23 protein-coding genes are annotated in these 18401 nt (G+C 30.8%); 11 read left to right on the forward strand and 12 right to left on the reverse strand.

What is annotated here, in order from left to right; all coding sequences use genetic code 11:
- Positions 1–76 precede the first annotated feature (76 nt).
- Both WCG23_02825 and WCG23_02830 read right to left on the reverse strand, forming a co-directional pair.
- On the reverse strand, positions 77–1681 hold the full coding sequence (locus tag WCG23_02825; protein MEI8388798.1) for an ATP-binding protein: 1605 nt from the start codon (positions 1679–1681) through the stop codon (positions 77–79).
- A complete protein-coding gene (locus tag WCG23_02830) occupies positions 1668–2798 on the reverse strand; it encodes an SIR2 family protein (GenBank protein MEI8388799.1) in 1131 nt (376 codons plus the stop codon). The genes WCG23_02825 and WCG23_02830 overlap by 14 nt, the downstream gene beginning before the upstream one ends.
- Before the next feature lie 253 nt (positions 2799–3051).
- On the opposite strand from WCG23_02830, the gene WCG23_02835 reads away from it, so the two are divergent.
- A complete protein-coding gene (locus tag WCG23_02835; protein MEI8388800.1) occupies positions 3052–3453 on the forward strand; it encodes a hypothetical protein in 402 nt (133 codons plus the stop codon).
- A gap of 36 nt (positions 3454–3489) precedes the next feature.
- On the opposite strand, the gene WCG23_02840 is transcribed toward WCG23_02835, so the two are convergent.
- The 4 genes from WCG23_02840 to WCG23_02855 all read right to left on the reverse strand — a co-directional run bounded on the left by WCG23_02840 (position 3490) and on the right by WCG23_02855 (position 6860).
- On the reverse strand, positions 3490–4392 hold the full coding sequence (locus tag WCG23_02840) for a radical SAM protein (protein MEI8388801.1): 903 nt from the start codon (positions 4390–4392) through the stop codon (positions 3490–3492).
- 131 nt (positions 4393–4523) lie between these two features.
- Positions 4524–4904 (reverse strand): hypothetical protein, encoded by a 381-nt coding sequence (locus WCG23_02845; protein ID MEI8388802.1) that lies wholly within the window; start codon positions 4902–4904, stop codon positions 4524–4526.
- 320 nt (positions 4905–5224) lie between these two features.
- Positions 5225–5410, reverse strand: a complete 186-nt coding sequence (locus WCG23_02850) for a hypothetical protein (GenBank protein MEI8388803.1) — start codon at positions 5408–5410, stop codon at positions 5225–5227.
- A 139-nt stretch (positions 5411–5549) separates the two neighbouring features.
- Positions 5550–6860, reverse strand: coding sequence for an MATE family efflux transporter (locus WCG23_02855; GenBank protein ID MEI8388804.1), 1311 nt, complete (start codon positions 6858–6860; stop codon positions 5550–5552).
- Between the two features lie 228 nt (positions 6861–7088).
- Between WCG23_02855 and WCG23_02860 the strand changes: the two genes are divergently transcribed.
- From WCG23_02860 to WCG23_02870, 3 genes are all read left to right on the forward strand, one after another.
- On the forward strand, positions 7089–7391 hold the full coding sequence (locus tag WCG23_02860; protein MEI8388805.1) for an HU family DNA-binding protein: 303 nt from the start codon (positions 7089–7091) through the stop codon (positions 7389–7391).
- A 125-nt stretch (positions 7392–7516) separates the two neighbouring features.
- On the forward strand, positions 7517–8314 hold the full coding sequence (locus WCG23_02865) for a TIGR00266 family protein (protein ID MEI8388806.1): 798 nt from the start codon (positions 7517–7519) through the stop codon (positions 8312–8314).
- 22 nt (positions 8315–8336) lie between these two features.
- Positions 8337–8609 carry a cupin domain-containing protein gene (locus WCG23_02870; protein MEI8388807.1) on the forward strand — a complete coding sequence of 91 codons (273 nt, stop codon included), beginning with the start codon at positions 8337–8339 and terminating at the stop codon, positions 8607–8609.
- A gap of 8 nt (positions 8610–8617) precedes the next feature.
- On the opposite strand, the gene WCG23_02875 is transcribed toward WCG23_02870, so the two are convergent.
- Together WCG23_02875 and WCG23_02880 are read right to left on the reverse strand one after the other, a co-directional pair.
- Complete coding sequence (locus WCG23_02875; protein ID MEI8388808.1) at positions 8618–9409, reverse strand: metallophosphoesterase; 792 nt, start codon at positions 9407–9409, stop codon at positions 8618–8620.
- Between the two features lie 152 nt (positions 9410–9561).
- Positions 9562–9888 carry a hypothetical protein gene (locus tag WCG23_02880; protein MEI8388809.1) on the reverse strand — a complete coding sequence of 109 codons (327 nt, stop codon included), beginning with the start codon at positions 9886–9888 and terminating at the stop codon, positions 9562–9564.
- A 184-nt stretch (positions 9889–10072) separates the two neighbouring features.
- Here WCG23_02880 and WCG23_02885 point away from each other — a divergent pair, with 184 nt between their 5' ends.
- The 4 genes from WCG23_02885 to WCG23_02900 all read left to right on the forward strand — a co-directional run bounded on the left by WCG23_02885 (position 10073) and on the right by WCG23_02900 (position 13935).
- Complete coding sequence (locus WCG23_02885; GenBank protein ID MEI8388810.1) at positions 10073–10828, forward strand: type IV toxin-antitoxin system AbiEi family antitoxin domain-containing protein; 756 nt, start codon at positions 10073–10075, stop codon at positions 10826–10828.
- A gap of 237 nt (positions 10829–11065) precedes the next feature.
- Positions 11066–11683, forward strand: coding sequence for a DUF6088 family protein (locus WCG23_02890; GenBank protein MEI8388811.1), 618 nt, complete (start codon positions 11066–11068; stop codon positions 11681–11683).
- On the forward strand, positions 11683–12660 hold the full coding sequence (locus tag WCG23_02895; GenBank protein MEI8388812.1) for a nucleotidyl transferase AbiEii/AbiGii toxin family protein: 978 nt from the start codon (positions 11683–11685) through the stop codon (positions 12658–12660). The genes WCG23_02890 and WCG23_02895 overlap by 1 nt, the downstream gene beginning before the upstream one ends.
- Before the next feature lie 1113 nt (positions 12661–13773).
- A complete protein-coding gene (locus WCG23_02900) occupies positions 13774–13935 on the forward strand; it encodes a hypothetical protein (protein MEI8388813.1) in 162 nt (53 codons plus the stop codon).
- A gap of 30 nt (positions 13936–13965) precedes the next feature.
- Here the strand turns inward: WCG23_02900 and WCG23_02905 are convergent, their stop codons facing one another.
- Together WCG23_02905 and WCG23_02910 are read right to left on the reverse strand one after the other, a co-directional pair.
- The gene (locus tag WCG23_02905; protein MEI8388814.1) at positions 13966–14367 is read right to left on the reverse strand and encodes a HEPN domain-containing protein; all 402 of its coding nucleotides are present in this window, start codon (positions 14365–14367) and stop codon (positions 13966–13968) included.
- The gene (locus WCG23_02910) at positions 14354–14677 is read right to left on the reverse strand and encodes a nucleotidyltransferase domain-containing protein (protein MEI8388815.1); all 324 of its coding nucleotides are present in this window, start codon (positions 14675–14677) and stop codon (positions 14354–14356) included. Before WCG23_02910 ends, WCG23_02905 begins: the two co-directional genes overlap by 14 nt.
- 566 nt (positions 14678–15243) lie before the next feature.
- On the opposite strand from WCG23_02910, the gene WCG23_02915 reads away from it, so the two are divergent.
- A complete protein-coding gene (locus tag WCG23_02915) occupies positions 15244–15537 on the forward strand; it encodes a hypothetical protein (GenBank protein ID MEI8388816.1) in 294 nt (97 codons plus the stop codon).
- Between the two features lie 11 nt (positions 15538–15548).
- Complete coding sequence (locus WCG23_02920) at positions 15549–15872, forward strand: hypothetical protein (protein ID MEI8388817.1); 324 nt, start codon at positions 15549–15551, stop codon at positions 15870–15872.
- 53 nt (positions 15873–15925) lie between these two features.
- Here WCG23_02920 and WCG23_02925 read toward each other — a convergent pair whose 3' ends face one another.
- Entirely contained in the window at positions 15926–16237 is a 312-nt protein-coding gene (locus tag WCG23_02925) for a DUF3892 domain-containing protein (protein ID MEI8388818.1), read from the reverse strand.
- A gap of 52 nt (positions 16238–16289) precedes the next feature.
- Positions 16290–16499: a hypothetical protein gene (locus WCG23_02930; protein MEI8388819.1), complete on the reverse strand. Its 210-nt coding sequence runs from the start codon at positions 16497–16499 to the stop codon at positions 16290–16292.
- A gap of 209 nt (positions 16500–16708) precedes the next feature.
- Here WCG23_02930 and murC point away from each other — a divergent pair, with 209 nt between their 5' ends.
- Positions 16709–18175, forward strand: coding sequence for a UDP-N-acetylmuramate--L-alanine ligase (murC, locus tag WCG23_02935; protein MEI8388820.1), 1467 nt, complete (start codon positions 16709–16711; stop codon positions 18173–18175).
- The last annotated feature ends 226 nt before the right edge of the window (positions 18176–18401 follow it).

Here is an 18401-nt window from a genome sequence, read left to right on the forward strand (position 1 = left end):
TTATTGCAAATTACTCCAAATTCTTAAAAATTAGCTGCTTGTGCATTGGTCTTAAGTGGGTCTCTTATAAATGGTATTAAAAAATTACTTGAGAAATATTAATAGTTCCGCTATTAGGTGATTTAATATTATCTAGTTTATCAACTGCAAGAGAAATTGGCATTTGTGTTGAAATACCGTTAAAAATGCACGTTCCGACTGGCAATGTGGGTATTGAATCAGCTGTTATCCTATCTATATAGGATATTGAAGTTTCAATAGATTTTAAATCATTTTGATTTACTAATCTATGTATAAAATAATTATGAGCTTGAGATATTATTGTTGAAGATATATCAGACGGTCTTTGACTGGAGATAGTAATAAAAACCCCAAATTTTCTACCTTCTTTTATAATTTCTTCAAAAGTTTCCAACCGATAATCTTTCCATGTCTCAGATTCCCTAGAAGAGTCTTTAGATAATATATTATGCGCTTCATCAATTATTATATTAAGAATTTTATTAGTATATTTTTTTTGTTCTTCATATAAAAATTTAGATATTATTAGAGGAACTATTTTTTTCATTCCTATATTTACATTTTTTAAATCAACAACAATAATGTTTTGATTTAACCAAATATCAGATGAATCAATAAATTCAAATATTTTATCAATATCTTTTTTTCTTGATTGTAATCTGTTTATAACTGGTGCAATATGTTCATTTACAGACCTATTACTTAAAACATCTCCAATAAGTTGCAAATATAAAACGCTTATAATCATATCCAATAAATTTTCTTTAATTTTAAAGTTATCAACTCTTTTATAAATTATAGTATTTGGAATTTTATCAGGATTTGTTCTTAAATAGCTATTTGTAGGTTTAAATACATATTCTGAATTCTTGTTATTCCAATCAATATCACAGTCAATATCTATGATATTATCCTCGTCATAATCTTTTGGAAGTATATTTCTCAAATAATCAATTAACAACACAGCTTTTTCTTTATCTGCCATTGTTAAAATAGCGTTAATACGCTTTCTTATAATATTTTTCATATATTCTTCTGGATTGTCTGAATCTTTTATTCTTATGTAAAAGTCTAAAGACCTTTTAATAAACGGCTTTTGTGTTTTATCTGTAGCTTCAGCAATTATAGAAAAGAAACTATTATCTAAAATAGTATTTACAGGCAATTTTATTTTATCTCCACCCTCAAGTTTATATGTGGATAACTTATAAACTTTTTTATTGCAACAAATACAGTCATTTGAAGAATATTCACCATTAAAATCAAACAATAAATATTTACAATTGTCTTTAAACTTTTCATTGCAATTAATCTGTGGATGATTGAACAAAGAACTATATAATTTAGCTAAAGTATTAGATTTACCGCTTCCTGTATTTCCAAATATAGCAATATGACTGCTGAATAATTTATCAACACTAATATTTATATCCATTCCTTCATTTGGCGTTTTCCCAATAGTTATAGTTACATAACCTTTTCTAACTTGAATAAAACTTCCAACTGAAATATTTTTTACTATTTCCCCATTGAAAAATAAATCAGATGAATTTTTGGACTTATCAACTTTAATTAATACTTTTTGTCCACTTACTTCTGATACTTCACCAACTTTTAATACGGAGTCTCTTATTAAAATGTTTAAATTAGTTTCTGGCATATTGTGGTAAACCTTTAATTAATTCACCGAAAAGCAAATTGAAGGCTTCGAAATTCAATTTATCTTTATCATTATAAATAACAGTTACATTATTGTAAGAGTTAAACCGCTCTCTATATGTATCTAGCTGATTTATGTCGTAAGCAAAGATAAATAATTGCAAGGTTGGATTAGTTTTTAAAGCTTTTTGAACGAGTTCTTTTATGTGTTCATCATTAAAAGAGAATCCTAATGAAATAAGCATTGAATTTTCTCTATCTAATTCATTAGCTAAAAACCTTAAAAGACTATAATACACTTGATTCATAACAGTTGTCTCAAACTTATTCTTTGAAGGAATAACAATTGCAATTTTTTTCAATAAATCATTTATTTGAGTGTTTAGTTCAAAATCATTTTTAATAGGTTTTGAAATCCCTTGTTTTATTATTGAAGATATTTCTTTTTCTTTATCCGCAATGTTTATAGAGGCAAAATTGTCTACTAACTTAATAGTTCTATCAAGTACAATAAAAGAGTCTTTAATAAGCCAATGCACTGAACCATGCAGTTTTACAAGATTAACACTTGGTAGTGTTGTTTTATGCTCATATAAACAACCACAATAATTTATTGATTTATTAAATTCAGAAACCTCGAAAACACTATTTAAAAAAAGTTTATTTTTATTTCTAAAACCATCATTATAGTGAAAAAATGAACCTAGTTGCTCACAAGCATCTTCCATAAATAAGTCATAATTAGTTGTAAAAATATTTGCAGAAGGTTTTGTAATGGCATTTTTTCTATTAATGAGAGCTTTGTTCAAGAGTTTCATAAATTTAGTATAATTGTTTTTTGTAACCATAATATCCCCGTTATCAAGGGAATGGAACAACATTTTATTTATGTGAAATATTTCTTTCAAAAATGAAAATAGAACATGTTTTGATAAATTTACAAAATCTTGTTCTTCTATTTTGTTAATAATGTTTTCAATGTCACCTAAGACGTTTATCGCAGGAGTTGACAAACCTGCACCAAATAAGAAATTTATATTGGCTGATTGAAAACCTTTAAATAGAGTTGTTTTTAATTCTTCAATATCATTCTCTGAGTTTAAGTTTATTTCTTTCACTATTAGTAAATCCTTGTTGTTGTTATTAAAATTTATATAAAGACTTTCATTTTTATATTTATACTAACAAAAACAATTACAATTTATTATTAAATTATTATAAACGAGAAGATCCTTTTATAAGAGTGTAGGCATACTCTGCACATTTATGTTTTTTTTCATGTTCAAATAAAAAATATCTTGCCATTGTGGACAATATTTGTTTAAAATCAAACCTTAGAACACAAATAAAAAGTTGTGAGAAGTTAAAAAAATGGCAAGAATAAAAAAGCAGACAATCGGATTCACGCAACAGGATGTTAAAGCGAGAGAAAACAGTTTTAGCTTATCAAGCTACGAGCGAGTCACAACCTTTAATTTCAATGAAGAAGATAAAGAAGCAAGCATCTATACATATAATAAAACTTTAATAACAAAGCTGGATAAGTATTGTGAAGAATTCCCGAAATTATACAAATTAACAAAAACGGATAAATACGGAAAATATATTTCTAAAACTTATTCTGTTCCCAAAGATATGATTTCTGTAAGATTCCCGACAGCTTTGCCTATAAGACAAGACAACGTTTTAAATAATATGGCAAAGAAAAGAATCGATTCTGACGCTCTAAAGCAGCAAAGTTCGGTTCAATTAAACCTGTTAAATATTAAATAAAAATAATTACGACTTTCTGAAAGGCTCAAGATTAAGTTATAATCCTCTTGAAAATTCAAGTTTCAATATATCAGGATGCTTAAGCGCATAATCAATACTTTCAATAAGCTTCTGTTTGTTTTTTGCCAGATTATTTGACTCTAACGGCAAATAATTTGAAGCGTGATTTGACCTGAAGATACATTTTTCAAGGTCATTATCAAGATGCTCAAGAAAAATCTTTAACTCGTGAAGAATTTCAATATTACTCATAGGCAGAAACTCGCCATTTCTTTTTTGCTCATAGAGATGAGTCTTTGGAGGAATCATCAAGGTTAATGCCGAAACATACCAAGGCACAGCAGGTTCCGGTTTTATTCTGTTTATTAACTCAGCGGTCTTTATTGCATGTTGAATGCTTTTTTCTTTATCATTACCGGCTAATCCTAAAATAATAGTTGCTGAAAGAGTTATTCCTGCTTTGTAGAGTTTATGACAAGCCTCTGTTATTTCAGCAGAAGTTACGCCTTTGTTAATCTTCTTTAAAAGTTCATCATCTCCTGTTTCTATACCAAGATACAGAATTTTTATACCTGCATCAGAAATAGCCTTTAATTCCTCATCACTTTTGGACAAGATATCCTGTGCATGAGCATAAGCTCCGATTCTTGTTAATCGAGAATGAGTGTTATAACTATGTTTTGCTATTTCTATAAGTAAATCCGTCTTCATCACAAAAGCATTGCCATCAAGGAGAAACATTTTTCTGACATTATCTCCATACTGCATTTTTGCAGTATTTATATCCTGCTTTATCTCTTCAATGTTTCGGATAAGAAATTTCTTTCCCTCATTTCCGATACAAAAAGTACATTTATGAGTACATCCCTCTGTTGCTTGAATAAGCAGGGAATTTGCTTCTGAAGGCGGTCTGTAAACCGGCTCTTTGTAATAGATCATAATCTCTTTACCAATCGAAATTTTCAGAAAACTCAAGCTATAAATTCAGATCTGACAAACCGCATTTGTGAATTTTTGCATCTTGTTCAAGCTGAATCTTTAAGCTGCAATACTCCTGATTGTAACTTGCATTAACTCCACCAACACTGACCATTCTTGGAAATTTTCCGCCAAATTTCTTGCCAGTGCCATTTTTCTAATTCTACATTTCTTTTTAGAATATAAGTTTGTTTTGAAGTAAGTTTTCGATTTAACCAATCTTGTATAGGTAAATTGGTTTCTTCCTCTGTCACATAATCACCGGCATATTTTTCAATATTTTTATAATGATCAATATGAGAGAGAACTTCTTTTATTTTCTTTACATCTCTGTCTTTGTGGAGATGATAACTATATTTGTCAATATTTTTCGACATTCTGTTTAATTTAAATCTAACAATTTCAAGTAAATACTCGAAATCCCAATCTTCATCCCTCCATAAAACAGGAATCCAAACAAAAAGCCTTTCCATAAATCGGAAAACTTTTTCTGGAAAATATAACATTTTTCTAAATACAGATTTCATTATTTTAACCGTACATTGCCTTTATATTATCAACATTCGTTGTTTTTCTTGCTTGTGCTAAATCATATTGAGTTTGCATATTAATCCAAAATTCAAGAGTAAAATCACTTGACAGCTTATATTTAAGGTCTTTTAATCCCGGTAGAGTCTTTGTGAATGATGAAGTTATAAACTTTTATGACTCGTTAAAAAATTAGAGAATTTTTCAATACTTTGGATTTTAAGGAAATCGTGCCGTAAGATTTTTGACTTTACAGTGATTCGTCTTACCCGATTTTTTTATGTTTTGAAAAATCGTATTCGTTTACAATATCACCGTTAGGAAGTTCGTAAACTATTTTGCCGTTGACTGAATAGACATTCGGCAACCCGTTTAAACGGTTATGCTCCTGAGCTTTTTTAACCGCTCTGTTTCCGATTTTTGTTATTTCATCTGATAATGTTTGAGTCATTTACTTATATCCTTTACAAATTCATTATAAAGAGCATCGTTTAATATTTCAAGCCCGCTGTCTTCATTTTTTGCTATTAAACTATAATTTGAAATACCGTTGTAAAACAAATCCCAATCATCAACTATATCTTTGTATTTTATTTTAAATCAGCAAAGCATTTTTTAAGCTTTTTGATTAAGACTGCGCTGAAAATAAGCGAGCAGGTAAAAAGAGCAACAGCAAGTCCTATCCAGAGCCCGTATATTTTAAGGTGTTTAACAAATGCAAGATAAATTCCTAACGGCAATCCGACTGCCCAGTAACCGAACATCATGGTAAATAGAATTGGTTTAGTACTTCCAAGACCTCTTAACGCTCCCGACAGAGTTATCTGAGTTCCATCAAATATTTGAAATAAAGCTGCTATAAATAATAATCCCGAGCCGGTCAGTATGATGTTTTTGTCAGTCGAAAATATAGACATTAAGCCTTGCGGAAAGACTAAAAACATTAAAGCAAAAATACTCATAACCGATAAGGACAGACTTAGTGCCGCAATTAAATTGTCTTTTATATCCTGATAATTCTTAGCACCGTAGGCATATCCGATCCTTACACCAAGTGCGTTTGATACAGCAAGCGGAACCATAAATGTAATTGATGCGAATGTAAAAACAATACTGTGCGCCGCAACTTGAACAGAGCTTATGTTGCCGACAAGTATAGTGACAAAACTAAAAGCTGAAAGCTCAAGAAGCAGACTTAACGAGATCGGGTATCCTATGTTTAGTATTTTTTTGAGGTATTGTTTATCAAAGTAAAAATCTTTTTTGAAAAACTTATGACAATAAACTATAAGAGCAAGTCCCATTAAGCTTCTTACAACAAGTGTTGCTATCGCAAGTCCCTGTACTCCTATTGACGGGATAAATTTACAGCCGAATACAAGTATCCATGCAATCAAAAGATTTAAAAATACTGCAATTATTGCAACAGTATTGGCAAACATAACTTTTTCATAAGATTGCAGGAATTCTTTCAAGGCGTGATAAATATACGCACCGAGAAATGAGAAACTGCAAATATAAATATATTCTTGAATATTCGGCACCAATACTTTTTCAAAGCCCATATAAGGGATTATCGGCACTAAGCTTAAAGTTATTATCATAAAAATCACCGATAAAACAGCAGCATAAAGAAGAGTAATATTTAAAAATTTGTTAATATCAGTCTTTTTACCTCTTTCTTTTGATAAAACGGGTGATATGCTTAGCAATAGTCCAAAGCCTGTCATAAAGATAATGGTTATTATTGCATTTGCGATGCTGATTGAAGCTACGGTATTTACTCCGTGTCTTGCCGCAACAAAAACATCCCCTGCTCCGATAAGCATTTGACCGAGTTGACCAAAAATTATCGGAGAAGCAAAAACCAGCAAACTTTTTATATTCTTAAAAAAATTCATAAATAATGCCAAAAACCTAATATCAGCTTATTAAAATAATACCTTAAATATCAGTAGAGATTATTTCACGGCTTTCAACTTAATTTTGAAGAAGTTTCATATTAACTCATGGAATTAGCCTATTCTTATATAATTACAGTTGTTTTTATTATAATTCTGTAAATATGATTGCAATTATCCTGATTAAAGGGTAATATATCCAAGTTATCAATATAAGAGAGGTTTGTCATGAACAAAGAAGAATTAGTAAAAGAAGTTGCGAAGAAAACCAAAATGTCACAAAAAGAAGTAGCTGAAATTATCGGTGCTACCGTTGAAATGATTACTAAAACCGTTTCAAAAGGCAAAAAAGTTACTTTAGTCGGTTTCGGTACATTTGAAGCTCGTAAAAGAGCAGCAAGAACCGGTAGAAACCCTCAAACAGGCGCAGAACTTAAAATAGCTGCTAAAACTGTTCCTGCTTTCTCAGCCGGTAAGAAATTCAAAGAAATTGTCAATCCTGTAAAAGTTGCTGCAAAAGCTTCAAAATAGTTTTGACTTAACTTTAACCAAAAATAGCTGAGTACGTAAGTATTCGGCTATTTTGTTACGGAGACAAATTTATAATAATATCTGCTATTATAAATATTGAATTTAAAACAACGGGAGAGACGTAAATGCAAAACAGAAACGCTCACGAAATTGACTATAAAATCTACGGCGATGATATGCAGCTTATAGAAATAGAACTTGACCCTCAAGAAAGCGTCATAGCAGAAGCCGGAGCAATGACAATGATGTCGGAAACGATAGGAATGAATACAATTTTCGGAGACGGTTCAAGTCAAGAAGAAGGATTAATGGGAAAACTTCTTGGTGCAGGCAAAAGACTTCTTACGGGCGCAACTCTTTTTATGACAGTTTTTACCAATAACGGACAAGGAAAACAGCACGTTTCTTTTTCTGCTCCGTATCCCGGTAAAATTATTCCAATGGACTTAAATTTGCTTGACGGAAAAATCGTCTGTCAGAAAGATTCGTTTCTTTGCGCCGCTAAGGGTGTTTCTATAGGGATGGAGTTCACTAAAAGATTGGGTGCAGGTTTCTTTGGGGGAGAAGGTTTTGTTCTTCAAAAACTTGAAGGAGACGGCTTGGTTTTCGTTCATGCCGGAGGAGCGATTATAGAAAAAACATTACAGCCCGGTCAAGTCTTAAGAGTAGATACAGGCTGTATTGTTGCTATGACAAAAGACGTTGACTATGATATCCAAATGGTCAGCGGTATAAAATCAATGCTCTTTGGCGGTGAAGGATTATTCTTTGCTTCATTAAAAGGACCCGGAAAAGTATGGATTCAATCATTACCTTTAAGCAGACTTGCTAACAGACTTTATTCAGCTGCTACAGTAGCAGGAGGAAAAAGCACAGAGCAGGGAAGTGTTCTCGGCAGTTTAGGAAATCTTTTACAGGATTAAAATTTATAAACGGAGAAAAATAATGGCAAAAATTCTTGTTAAAAAACTCACTGAAGAAGAATTAAAATCTTTAAATCTTGATAATTGGGGCTCATGGACTTGCGAAGTTTCAAGATTTAACTGGGAATACTCGGATAAAGAATCCTGTTATCTCTTTGAAGGGGAAGTTGTTGTTGAAACAGATGAAGAAACCGTGGAATTCGCAGCCGGTGATTTTGTTGTCTTTCCGAAAGGTTTAAAATGTATTTGGGATATCAAGAAACCTGTCAGAAAAGTATATAAATTCGGGGATTAACTATTTTATTACAAGCTATCAGTATCAATTATTACTCCATAACTTGAAATATCTTTATTATTTTCGTTGTAATATCCCCAAGGGCAACAAACTACCCTTGTTCCGTACTTTGTAAAATCTACATCGCTATGCACATGTCCATGGCACCATAAAACCAGATTGTCATTTTCTTTCATTATCCAATCTAAATTACTTGCAAAAGCGGCACTTAGTCTATCTTCTTTGTATTCTTCGCTTATGCAGTCTATACTTGGAGCATGATGAGAAACTACTACAATTTTCTTATCAGGATAGCTCTTACAGGTTTTGTTTATAAAATTAACACTCTTTTTATGCCATTTTACTGTATCAGTTACGTACAATGTTCTTACTCTATCTTTGTCTTTGACATTCACATATCTAAAATCATTCATTGATTTCCAAGCCATCCTAGAGCAGTAAATAGGATTACCGAACAAAGAAAAGTCTGTATATAAAGTGCAGCCTATAAAAACAACATCTTCAACAATGTGTATATTGTTTTCTAAAAAACGAACATTGCCTTTTTTGAATTTATTTTTTAGATATTTTATTGAATGCTCTTTTGTATCACCTGAATCAAAAGTAACTTGGTTGTATCCCAAATGATTACCTTCAACAAATATGCCGTTTTTAATATTAGATTTTATCCATTCTTCTGTTGCAAATCGGTCTCCTGATATATCTCCGCAAGCAACGACAAAATCATCACCAAAGTCAAATTGGTAATTTTTCTTTTTGTTTATATCAGTATGAATATCGGATATTAGTCTAAGCTTCATGTTTATTTTTCCAAAGTAGTCAAAACCGTTTATAGCGCAAAGACAAACTGAAAACCACAATTAAAAATAATTCTATAAATATTTTTCAATAATATCTTGTTACTAAAGATATCTTTTTAGCTGGGTATTCGGCTATGGAACTTTCAAATTAATTATCTTTCCCCGCAAAGCTTTCCATCTTCAAATTTATCCCTTAAATCTTGCTCAACTTCTTTACGAATGCGAATATCACAACCTTTTAGGTACTTAATAGCATAACAAATAGCACCGTTTGCTTTTTTATGCCAATCTTGTTTTCTATCATGGCTAGTAATTCTTGCTTTAATATCTCCCGATTCACCAATATCAATTGGTTTATAATTACCGTTATGTTTATCATAAACAACATAAACGCCTTGATATGATTCAAGCTCTGATGGGGTCTCAAAATATCCCTGAAGTTTGTAATTCGTACCTGATTTACCTTTAATTTCAACCATAATGAACCTCTTCCCCTTTCTTGATTTGTTTTTATCAGTGTTAGCTATAAAAATCAATATAAAGTCAGTTTAACATACGTTTTCACATCCATGTGGCTAAAGTTTATAGCCAAACGGTCAAAGTTTTTTGGTCTAAAACAAGATTAAAACTTGAATGGTTTAAAAAAGATGATATAATTAAACCATGAGTATAGATGTTTCAGCAAAAATAAACCAACTGTTAAAAAAAGCACCTCATAATGTTGTTTTAACGACTGCATGGCTCGCAGAACAAGGAATCAGTTCTCAATTAATGGCAAAATATGTAAAATATGACTGGTTTACTTGTATTGCTAAAAGTGCATATATTCGTTCTGAAGAAAAAGTGACTCTTGAGGGCGGGCTTTTTGCTCTGCAATCACAATTAGGACTTTCTATACATATCGGAGCCACAACGGCTTTGTCTTATCAAAATATAAGTCATTTTCTCAAAACTAATAACGAGAAAATTTTGTTTGGAACCAGAAAAGAAACTCTTCCTGTCTGGTTTGAGAAATACTTTTCAAATTTTAAAATTATTAAAACTGAGTTTTTGCAAAAAGATGTGGGAATTATTGATTACAATGCAGGTGATAATACTATAAAAATATCTTCAGTTGAAAGAGCAGTATTAGAAGTTTTATACCTTTGTCCTGATAAAGCCAGTTTAAAAGAATCGTATCAACTTATGGAAATGTTGGTAAATGTTCGACCCGGTCTGATGCAGGAGCTTCTGGAAAAATGTAATTCTGTTAAGGTTAAACGACTATTTCTTTATATGGCAGAAAAAATAAACCACGACTGGCTTAAATATATAGAAACAGATAAAATAGATATAGGAAAAGGGAAAAGAGTTGTTTCGAAAAATGGAAAGCTTGATAAAAAATATAATATAGTTATAGAAAATCTGGAAGAAATTTAATGTTTGGAAGTCGTCAAAACCGTTTATAGCGCAAAGACAAACTGAAAATCACTACCCGCGTTCAATAATTAAAAATAATTCTATAAATATTTTTCAATAATATCTTGTTACTAATCAGTTTAAGTTACAAAGTTCAAGTGCTCAAAAGTATATTTTTCCACTTAGTTTGACATATTTTTACACATTGATTTTCCAGAAAAAATATGTTATTTTTATGGAAAAATAGATGGAGTAAATATGAAAAAAACCGCAAAGAATCTAATAATTTCACGAATTTATGGAAGGGGCAGGGGTTGGGCATTTACCCCAAATGATTTTATTAAGGATTTTAAGCGTTGGGAAGTGGATGACTCTCTTGAAGATTTAACAAATGAGAATAAAATTCGCAGAATTATGCGCGGACTTTATGACTACCCATTATATAGTGAGATTTTAAATAAGACTGTAGCACCTGATATGGAACAAGTTGCAAATGCTTTGGCGCGCAAGTTCGGTTGGAGAATTCAGCCAACAGGAGAAACTTCTCTAAATTATTTAAATTTATCAACACAAATAATGGGAAATTACATTTACTTATCGGATGGTCCAAGCAAAAAATATGATATACTCGGGCAAACTTTAGAATTTAAACATACAACGTTAAAAGAAGCTACTTTGCAGAATAAAATTGCAGCTACAGTTGTTCAAGCAATTAAGGCAACAGGAGAAAGCAATATTACTCATGAATTTCTAAATAAACTAAAAGAAAAATTCAGCAATGATGAATGGCAGAAAATCAAAAAGGATAGCGTTAAAGCTCCTATATGGGTTTATAATTATATTTCTGAAGTTGCTGCAAAAAAGGAGAATGAATAATGTTAGAAAAAATTGCGGCGGCGGCATCAGCAGAAAGAAAAGCAATTTTTCTTGAAGCAGCCTCTATAAAAAATATTAGTGCAGCTATGATTGAAAAAGATTTTTGGGTTTGTTGGACGTTAAATAGACTCTTTTCTGATTCTGAATTACAAAGAACTCTTTGCTTTAAAGGAGGCACATCTCTTTCAAAAGTCTTTGGAGTAATCGAACGCTTCTCTGAAGATATAGATTTAATTTTGGACTGGAACACTATTACAAAGGGGAAAGAGGTCATACAGCCATCCAAAAATAAACAAAATAAGAAAAATGAAGAAATTAACGAAGCTGCTCAAAATTATATTTCCACAACTTTAAAAGATAAAGTCTCGAAATTAGTTGGCGACATTTGCGCTATAACTGTAGATGAATTTGACAAAAACACTTTACAAATAGAATATCCTAAAGGTATTTCAGATTTATACTTGCTGCCGCATATAAAACTTGAAATAGGTCCTCTTGCTGCTTGGACTCCAAATGAAAAACATCCTATAAAACCTTATATTGATAACATAAATAAAAATATAAAAATTGCTGATATTATAGTGCCTACGATAATTCTGGAACGCACCTTTTGGGAAAAGGTTACTATTCTGCACAAGGAACATTTTAGAACAGTAGAAAAGGCTAATCCTGAAAGATATTCGCGTCATTACTATGATTTATACAAAATCGGAAATTCTAAACTTTTTGAAGCTGCATTATCAAGAATAGATTTATTGGAACAGGTAGTTGAATTCAAAAAAAGATTTTATCCTTGTGCTTGGGCAAGATATGATTTAGCTTTGCAAGGAAGTTTAGAATTATTACCGACAGAAGAAAATATTAAATATTTAAAAGATGATTACGAAAAAATGAAAGGAATGATTTTCGGTGAATATCCAAGCTGGGAAGATATTTTAGGGTACTTGAAAGAATTGGAACGCAAACTCAACTTATAACATTTAAAGAAACTTCTAAAGAGATTAATTGAAAATTGTAAATAATAGTAAAACTTCAAGTAAAATCTTTACACAGCTTTATTTGTTTTTATAACAATATAACAACCCTTAACGCTCTTTTGCCGACCTTGCTATTTTTCCACTGAGTCTGACGTATTTATATATAAACAACAACAAAAATTATTTTCAAGATATATGTAAATCAGAGCAAACTATATATAAACAAAACAGGGGTTTCTATACGCTCATAACCCAAAGGTCGTTGGTTCAAATCCAGCCCCCGCAACCAATCATAACAAGGGTTTCGCCGATTAAGCGAAACCCTTGTTATTTGTTTTTGTCCACATGTTGTCCACTTGATAACTTTGTAGCCTATAAAAATACTAATAAATTTTATATGTTTATTCGGTAAATGAAAAGGCGGAAGCGAAAGCAAAAATCAAGTATAGTGTGCCTTTTGGGCATGTTTTAAGGTCTGAGATGACTTTCCATTATTTACCAATACTTACCAGCCTTTACCGTTTTGTTACCGCTTTTTTTGAAAAATTACCATGCTGGGTTTTAAATATTACTCAAAAGGTTTATTAAATAAGGGTTTAAGGCATGGCGTATAACGGTAAACATTTACCGCTTTTCATTATAGAGGAATGTCCCATTCGTAACTTGCAAAAAATCGCCGCTTAAATGAAACGGTGCGGCTCTTGCCCTAGTTTGTCGGTCTGCTTAAAATGTCCGAAATGGGATATTTATGGGACTAGAATGGGAGTAAAATGGGACTTGATAATTTTTTTATCTTTCGCCTTTATCCCTAACACATCTATCATACAGGCATATTTTTTGCAGTATAGTAATATCCCATTTTTTTGCGGAGGGGGAAGTTTAGGGAAGTTTGGGTTATGAGCGGGTTTTAGCACCTTAACTTGTTTTAATAAATATTAGCAGTATTTAGTCATACCAAGGTTTTGCAAGGTTCGTTAAATCCGATTAATATTTATTAAAATACAAAAATATACACCATATCTGCACCAAATATGCACCAGATTTTTAGGTCTAAAAAATGATTATTATTATAAAGTTATAAAAAACCTGCACCAAATTTTAAGGAAAAAGAATATGCCAAGAAAAAAACAAGAACCAAAATTTATTAAAAAATTTTCAGAAGAAGAATGTTTACCTCCCAAAGAATTTTGGGAAGGATACAATGCTTTGATAAAAGTGCTAGTTCACCATTATAAGGAATATCAAGATATTGGCAATGAAAATACTTACAATTAGGTGTAATTAGATATAATTAAAAATTATAAATTAATTTTGACAAATTTTGATATAATTTTCTATCGTATTAATAAAACCTTGAGCATCTTCAAAACATTTATTTACTATATCTTTATCAGGCTTGTAAGTAAACTCATAATCGCTTTTCATCCTGTTTTCATAAGCGGTTTTATAGGTTATGAATATTCCGTTATCAAATATATTATTTTCATGAATAAATTTTTTATTGAACCAGCCAAGCAATTGGCTATGTTTTGAGGTTATAAAATCATTTAAATACCCAAGAGCCATAACAGAATAAAAAATAGCATAATAAATTCTGTTTTGTGCAGTATTTAATCTTGCTCCTTCTAAAGCATACTTGGCATCATCAAGAGCTTCTTTTGACTTTAATAGAGAATTTGCTATAAGAATATCCTTATGCTGCTTCATAATAAATACCCTTTTCAACGACTTCTCTTAAAAAGATAGGGTTTTTCTCTAAATCATTCATGGTATAAGGGTGATAATCAATAAATAAATCACTTTCATATTCTAATAATCCGATAATTCCTGCTAATTTGCGTTCTTCTTCATAACTTAATTTTTCTGAGAAAATTATGATTATATCAACATCACTATTTTCAGTATAAGTACCTTTAGCCATTGACCCATAAAGATAAGTGCCGATGAAATTATTAAATACAACGGCAAGTTTTTCATTAAGTTTATTTATAACTATATTGATTTTTTTATCTGGCATAAAAATAACCTCAAGAATTATAAATATTATTATAACCTATAAAGTTAAAAACTAAAGTTCTGACACCTTAATTAATACAAAAAACTTTAGCCGTCTATCATAACTCAGTTTCAACGATAATCTTTGTACTTTTCGAAAATATACTCTGATATTAAGTTAATAAAGGTTTTAGTATCTTTTGGTCCTAATGGTACTTGTTTAAGCGTGCAAATATAGTCATTTCGGATAAATAAAGGAATTAAAAGCCTATAAAAAGTCATAATTCGAGATTATTGATAATACTTATAAATTGTATAATTTCTTTGTTCCCACTTTGTTCCCAAAATCCTGATAAAAATATCAAACCATTTCTCCGCAAAGCCTTCCAACATATGATGTTACATCCATGTGGCCAAAGTTTATAGCCAAATGGCTAAAGTTTTATGGTTTTATGACCTTTGGATAACTTATTCTTAAACTTATTTAGAATATTTATCTAATTTTGAAATAGGCTTGTAATTTTCAAAGAATAGATTATAATAAAATTAGATTGATAAACACTTGTAATTTTCTAAAAGGGTTTTATAGTGAAATTTAAAGTAGATAAATTAAAAGAAGTTCAAAAGGAATATAACAGCCTTTCTAAAGCCCCACAACTCCTTTTGCAGGACGATTACAATATTATTAGTATAAAAGGTATCGAATTTGTTAAAACCAGATATTTAGCACCTAAGCTATTTGAGATTAAGACTAAAGATTTACGCTCATTATTCAAGTATGAATCCGACCAAATCATAATAATAGGATTAATTTACGAGAAGGATTCTCAAAAAGCACCTAATTATTACATCAAACTAGCTCAAAAAAGATTAAAACCATAGGAGATAAAGTTATGAATAAATATGTTTATGTTAAAGATTCAGAAGGATTTGTAACTAAAAAACTTGCCGACAAAGTTGAAACTGATGAAACAATTATTAGTAAAGAAAACTTTGAGCAAATTTCAGGGATTGAATATTATAAAAAAACTTTTGGCAGGGGTGGAGCAAGAGAAGGTGCAGGTAGAAAAAAACAATATACTTCTAAAAAGAGAGAAACCTTTGACCTCGAAGAATCTGATATTATCAGTTTAAAAGAATATGCAAAGAAACATAAAATCAGCAAAAACAAAGCTCTACATGAAGCTATTAATCGTTTAACAAAGCTAGAAGCTTAAACAGTTCCTAGCAAGGTGACTAGGAATTGTAATCATTATTCGAATTTTTTTATTTAATATTCTAGTAAATTGCCTAAATTATCCTTTTTAGTTTTATTTGCATCAGTTCTTAGATAATAAGTTCCATCAATCAATACTTTTTCAACTTTTGCACCTTTATTCCAATTCCCATCACTATTTTTTGTGATAGTACAAAAAGTTTTTCCACTATCAATTTTGGTTATTACGTCAGTTCTTTTCCAGTCGCTACCTGTACCAACGGAATCATCATTATCTGGATGAACAAATACGCTATCAATGTGTTTAGTAGTAGCTGTTTCTACGTATCTGACTTTTGAAATAAGATAATCAGCCCATTTTGCCATTTTACATACTCCTTTTTCTCTAAATTCCTAATTTGCTGAGAATATTCGTTTTTTATCTGGTATGACAAGGCTTACAACAATAATAGCAGCCATCAACATTGCTATAATATTCTTTTGCTTTTTTAACCGCATCTCTACAGTTATCGAAAGCTCCTAGATATTGTCTATTGAGAACATCTGGCAAATAAGAACATTCCTCACAGTGAACTTCATGTTCTCCAGTTGACTGTGCATTTTGGTTTACATAATAACTTTTAAACATAATTAAACTCCTTTTTTATATCAAACTATTTCCCTTTTTTACGTTATTTCCCCAATACAAGGGCTCTAAATTACTCAAAATGCTTGCGTAACTCCTGTTACTTAAGTAATAATAAATTAATAATGGTTTTTAATTTTTGATTATTATAAAATATGAGTTAAAGCTAAAGAAGTGGGATGTTTGAAATAAAATAGATGCGGCAGGATGAAATGGAAAACACAAAAATTAAGTTTTCAAAAAATAATCTTTTTAGAAAAAATTTATTAAAAGAAGATGGATATATTCATTTTATAGCAATAGGCGGGATCGGAATGAGCGGTCTTGCAAAGATTTTAATCGAATCAGGCTATAAAGTTTCCGGTTCTGACATAAAAAATAATGCAAACATAGAATCAATAGAAAATGCCGGAGGCATAGTTAAAATTGGTCATAGTTTCGAAAATATAAAGGACTGCTCTCTTGTAGTTGTAAGTTCTGCTATAAAATCAGATAATTCTGAATTAATAGAGGCAAAAAAACAAAATATTCCGATTATTCATAGATCACAGTTGCTAGAAGCTTTAATGTCAGGATTCGGCGAGAGGAAAAAACAATTTTCAATAGGCGTTACAGGAACACACGGAAAAACGACGACTTCAGGAATGACTGCTTTTTTGTTCGAAAAAGCCGGTTGCGATCCTTCTTTTGCTATAGGAGGCCAACTGCCTTATTTTGATATAAATTCAAAAGCAGGAAATGGAGACTATTTTGTTTCTGAACTTGATGAAAGCGATGGATCAATCGAGCTTTATACTCCTGATATAAGCATTATAACGAATCTTGAGTTTGACCATGCCGATCATTATGAAAAAGGCTTTGAGCAAATCCTTGAAACTTTTGAAAGATATGTAAATGATCTTGATGAAAACTCAAAAATAATAATAAATACCGATGATTCAGGAAATTTGAGTTTGTTGGAAAGGATTAATCATAAAGAAACTGTTACATACAGCACTAATGCTGAACATCCCTTGCATAAAATTGCAATTTATAGAGCCGAATCAATTGCAATTGTTCCTAATGCGAAGATGAAAATTTTTAAAAACAGTGAATTGCTTGGAGAAATTACTCTTGGAGTTCCGGGAGTTCATAATATTTCAAATGCGTTGGCTTCTATAGCTGCTGCTATTGAATGCGGATTAAGTTTTGAAAAAATCGCCGGTTCTCTTGAAGAATTTACAGGAATGAAAAGAAGATTTCAAACGGTTGGGTCTTTTAACGGTGCAAGAATAATTGATGACTATGCTCATCATCCGACTGAAGTTCAGGCAACTTTAAAAACCGCTAAAGAAGTTACATTCAACTCAAATAATGGCAGAGTGATAGCAATTTTTCAGCCTCACAGATTTACAAGACTCGCTAACTTATGGCAGGACTTTGCTAATTCGTTTAAAGGTGCAGATATTGTTTACTTATGTGACGTTTATCCTGCTGGAGAAGCACCTATTAAAGATGTAAACTCAAAAAATTTATGCAAAGAAATAACTTATACAGAGTCTTTCTATATTTCCGGAGAACTTGAAGATATTGCAAAAATTGTAAAAGAAGAAATCAGGGAAAACGATATAATTCTTACAATGGGTGCCGGAAATATTACCCAATTAGGAAAAATAATTGCAGACAAAAGTCAACTTTAATAAAACTTTTGCTTTGAGAATATTTCTATATTTGTAATTTTTAAAAATTATTTATTTCATAACCAAAAGCTAATTCATTCCTAATAATTTTTATCTAACATTTTGTTAGATGAGTTTGGGTAAGGATATATAAAATGATTCCTGTGGTTCATGAAAGAATAACAGCAAATGCTTTAAAAAGATTTTTTTCGACAAAAGCTCTAAAAGTTATAAATAATGCAAATTT

It is taken from the genome of bacterium (assembly GCA_037147175.1).
Classification (GTDB): domain Bacteria; phylum Cyanobacteriota; class Vampirovibrionia; order Gastranaerophilales; family UBA9971; genus UBA9971.

Excerpts from the sequence above, each read along its gene's own strand:
- WCG23_02825 (MEI8388798.1), bottom strand. The coding sequence starts at position 1,681 with ATGCCAGAAACTAATTTAAACATTTTAATAAGAGACTCCGTATTAAAA.
- WCG23_02835 (MEI8388800.1), top strand. The coding sequence starts at position 3,052 with ATGGCAAGAATAAAAAAGCAGACAATCGGATTCACGCAACAGGATGTT.
- WCG23_02840 (MEI8388801.1), bottom strand. The coding sequence starts at position 4,392 with ATGATCTATTACAAAGAGCCGGTTTACAGACCGCCTTCAGAAGCAAAT.
- WCG23_02845 (MEI8388802.1), bottom strand. The coding sequence starts at position 4,904 with ATGGAAAGGCTTTTTGTTTGGATTCCTGTTTTATGGAGGGATGAAGAT.
- WCG23_02850 (MEI8388803.1), bottom strand. The coding sequence starts at position 5,410 with ATGACTCAAACATTATCAGATGAAATAACAAAAATCGGAAACAGAGCG.
- WCG23_02855 (MEI8388804.1), bottom strand. The coding sequence starts at position 6,860 with ATGAATTTTTTTAAGAATATAAAAAGTTTGCTGGTTTTTGCTTCTCCG.
- WCG23_02860 (MEI8388805.1), top strand. The coding sequence starts at position 7,089 with ATGAACAAAGAAGAATTAGTAAAAGAAGTTGCGAAGAAAACCAAAATG.
- WCG23_02865 (MEI8388806.1), top strand. The coding sequence starts at position 7,517 with ATGCAAAACAGAAACGCTCACGAAATTGACTATAAAATCTACGGCGAT.
- WCG23_02870 (MEI8388807.1), top strand. The coding sequence starts at position 8,337 with ATGGCAAAAATTCTTGTTAAAAAACTCACTGAAGAAGAATTAAAATCT.
- WCG23_02875 (MEI8388808.1), bottom strand. The coding sequence starts at position 9,409 with ATGAAGCTTAGACTAATATCCGATATTCATACTGATATAAACAAAAAG.
- WCG23_02880 (MEI8388809.1), bottom strand. The coding sequence starts at position 9,888 with ATGGTTGAAATTAAAGGTAAATCAGGTACGAATTACAAACTTCAGGGA.
- WCG23_02885 (MEI8388810.1), top strand. The coding sequence starts at position 10,073 with ATGAGTATAGATGTTTCAGCAAAAATAAACCAACTGTTAAAAAAAGCA.
- WCG23_02890 (MEI8388811.1), top strand. The coding sequence starts at position 11,066 with ATGAAAAAAACCGCAAAGAATCTAATAATTTCACGAATTTATGGAAGG.
- WCG23_02895 (MEI8388812.1), top strand. The coding sequence starts at position 11,683 with ATGTTAGAAAAAATTGCGGCGGCGGCATCAGCAGAAAGAAAAGCAATT.
- WCG23_02900 (MEI8388813.1), top strand. The coding sequence starts at position 13,774 with ATGCCAAGAAAAAAACAAGAACCAAAATTTATTAAAAAATTTTCAGAA.
- WCG23_02905 (MEI8388814.1), bottom strand. The coding sequence starts at position 14,367 with ATGAAGCAGCATAAGGATATTCTTATAGCAAATTCTCTATTAAAGTCA.
- WCG23_02910 (MEI8388815.1), bottom strand. The coding sequence starts at position 14,677 with ATGCCAGATAAAAAAATCAATATAGTTATAAATAAACTTAATGAAAAA.
- WCG23_02920 (MEI8388817.1), top strand. The coding sequence starts at position 15,549 with ATGAATAAATATGTTTATGTTAAAGATTCAGAAGGATTTGTAACTAAA.
- WCG23_02925 (MEI8388818.1), bottom strand. The coding sequence starts at position 16,237 with ATGGCAAAATGGGCTGATTATCTTATTTCAAAAGTCAGATACGTAGAA.
- WCG23_02930 (MEI8388819.1), bottom strand. The coding sequence starts at position 16,499 with ATGTTTAAAAGTTATTATGTAAACCAAAATGCACAGTCAACTGGAGAA.
- murC (MEI8388820.1), top strand. The coding sequence starts at position 16,709 with ATGGAAAACACAAAAATTAAGTTTTCAAAAAATAATCTTTTTAGAAAA.